At 65.3% G+C, this 2804-nt stretch carries 1 protein-coding gene; it reads left to right on the top strand.

The features are described 5' to 3' along the window. Window positions 1-176: 176 nt before the first annotated feature. Window positions 177-2804: helicase-related protein (locus ABEA06_RS05815; protein WP_425559499.1), on the top strand; the 2628-nt coding region annotated here is incomplete at its 3' end.

Raw genomic sequence — 2804 nt, 5'->3', positions numbered from 1 at the left:
ATGAGATCGAGGCGAGGATCGGGGCGGTGTGGGTGTCCCCGAGCATCCACGAGCAGTTCCTGCGCCACATCATCAAAGACCCCGCCGCGCGGGTGGACCGCGTCAGCGGGGCGAACTGGGACGTGCGCGCGTCTCGTCATGTCTTCGCCGCGCGCAACGACTGGGGTACCGAGCGGATGGCCGCCGGGGACATCTTCAAGAACCTGGCCGAGCAGCGCCGGGTGCAGGTCACCGACCCCGACCCCACCGACCCGGAGGGAAACCGGCGGGTGGTCAACGCCACTGAGACCACGGCGGCGCAGGAGAAGGCGACGTCGATGCAGGAGCGGTTCAGCGAGTGGGTGTGGGAGGACCCGGCCCGCACCGTCGAGCTGGTGGATGAGTACAACCGGCGGTTCAACTCCATCGTGCTGCGCGACTACACGGTGGAAGGAGAGCGGCTCACCTTCCCGGGATTGGTGAAGGACTGGGTCCCGCGGCCGCACCAGCGGGCGGCCGTGGCGCGGATGCTCTCGGAACCCTCGGTGGGGTTGTTCCACGAGGTCGGTGCGGGCAAGACGGCCGAGATGGTGATGGGTGCGATGGAGTTGCGCCGGCTGGGGATGGCGCGCAAGCCCGTGGTGGTGGTGCCCAACCACATGCTCGAGCAGTTCACCCGGGAGTGGTTGCAGCTCTACCCCCAGGCACAGATCCTGGCCGCGTCCTCGGCGGACCTGGCCGGGGACCGGCGCCGGGAGTTCGTGGCCCGTGCCGCGGCCAGTGACTGGGACGGCATCATCATGACCCGCACCGCGTTCGAGCGCATCGAGCTGTCTCCGGAAAGCCGCGATGCCTATTCCGCCCGGGAAGCTGAACGGCAGCGGGCCGAGTTGCAGGCGGCACGCCAGCGAGCTGAGGATCGCGGCGAAGACAGCATGTCGGTCAAGCGCATGGAGGCCGGCCTCCAGCGGTACGAAGAGAAGATGAAGGCCAAGGCTGATCGTGAGGTCGATCCGGGCATCACGTTCGAACAGACCGGCATCGACTACCTGGTGGTCGATGAGCTGCACGACTTCAAGAACTTGACCACCCCATCGAACATTAGAGACGCGGCCATCGACGGGTCCAAGCGGGCCACCGACCTGCACGCCAAGGTGGAGTATCTGCGCTCCCAACACGGGGACCGGGTGATGACCGGGGCGACGGCGACCCCGATCGCTAACTCTGTCACCGAGATGTATGTGATGCAGCGCTACCTGCGCCCGGAGCTGTTGGAGCGCGCCGGGATCCACGACTTCGACTCTTGGGCGGCGACCTTCGGTCAGGTGGTGTCGGAGATGGAACTCTCAGTGGCCGGCGGGGAGAACTTCAAGATGAAGGAACGCTTCGCGAAGTTCCAGAACGTGCCCGAGTTGCTGAAGATGTTCCATACCTTCGCTGATGTGAAGACCGCCGAGGACCTGCAACTGCCCACCCCGGATCTGGTGGAACGAAAGGACGGCAAGCGTCTGCCGCGCATGGTGGCCGTGGAGGCGTCGGCGGAGCTTGAGGACTACATCCAGGAGATCGGCCGACGTGCTGAGNGACGTGCTGAGGCGATCCAGGCTCGGCTGGTGGACCGGCATGAGGACAACATGCTCAAGATCAGTTCCGATGGGCGCAAGGCCGCCCTGGACATGCGCCTGGTCGACCCGGAGTTGGGGTCGGTTGTGCCGGAAACCAAGGTCAGCGTGACCGCGGACTTGATCGCTCAGGTGCACGAGGAGCACAAGGGCGACGTGTTCCTGGATGCGGCCAGTGGTGAGGAGCATCCGACTCGGGGTGGCCTGCAGATCGTGTTCTGCGACCAGAGCACCCCGTCGTCGGAGAAGTGGAACGTCTACGACGAGCTGAAGGCTCAATTGGTCGAGCGTGGGGTGCCGGCGGAGAAGATCCGGTTCATGCACGAGGCCAAGAACGACGCCGAGAAAGGCCGGCTGTTCTCCGCCGCCCGTTCCGGGGACATTGCCGTGCTGCTGGGTTCCACGCAGCGGATGGGGGTGGGAACCAACATCCAGGACCGGGCGGTGCACCTGGTGGACTTGGACGCCCCGTGGCGTCCGGCTGATGTGGCGCAGCGGCACGGGAGGATCGTGCGCCAGGGCAACCAAAACCCGGAAGTCGCCATCAGTCAGGTAGTCACCAAGGGCAGCTTCGATACGTTCATGTGGCAGACGTTGGAGCGCAAATCGAAGTTCATCGACCAGATCATGCGCGGGCGCTTGGATGTGCGCGAAATCGAGGATGTCGGTGATAACACGCTGTCTTTCGCTGAGGTGAAGGCGATCTCCAGCGGCAACCCGTTGATCTTGGAGAAGTCCAAGGCTGACCAGGAGCTTGCGCGGTTGGAGCGGTTGAACCGGGCCTGGCATCGCAATCAGTCCTCACTGGTGTTCCGCAAAGACGCCTCCCAGGCACGAGCCGATGCACTGGAGAAACAGCTCCCTACGATCCGTGCTGCGGCCCAGCGCACCACCGATGAGCTCGGCGGTGAGAAGTTCCGGATGAGCATCGACGGGGCCGTCTATGACAAGCGCAGCGAGGCGGCGCAGGCGTGGCAGCGGTGGGCTGGGGTGCATGCTTCGGCACGTCCGCCCCGGGCCGGGGAGGTCGACCTCGGTGTCGCCGGGAGCATCGGTGGCCACGACATCCGGGTGATGCAGCGGCCGGGAAACTTGGCGGATCTGAGCGCGTCGACGGTGGAGCTGCGCATCGATGATGCTCCCGGTGTGGGGGTGGAAGTCACCCGAGCGACGTCGTTGAACCCGAGTGTGGGAATGATCCAG

This window comes from Kocuria gwangalliensis (assembly GCF_039544365.1).
Taxonomy (GTDB): Bacteria; Actinomycetota; Actinomycetes; order Actinomycetales; family Micrococcaceae; genus Kocuria; species Kocuria gwangalliensis.
This window is presented reverse-complemented; position numbering and strand designations above follow the sequence as displayed.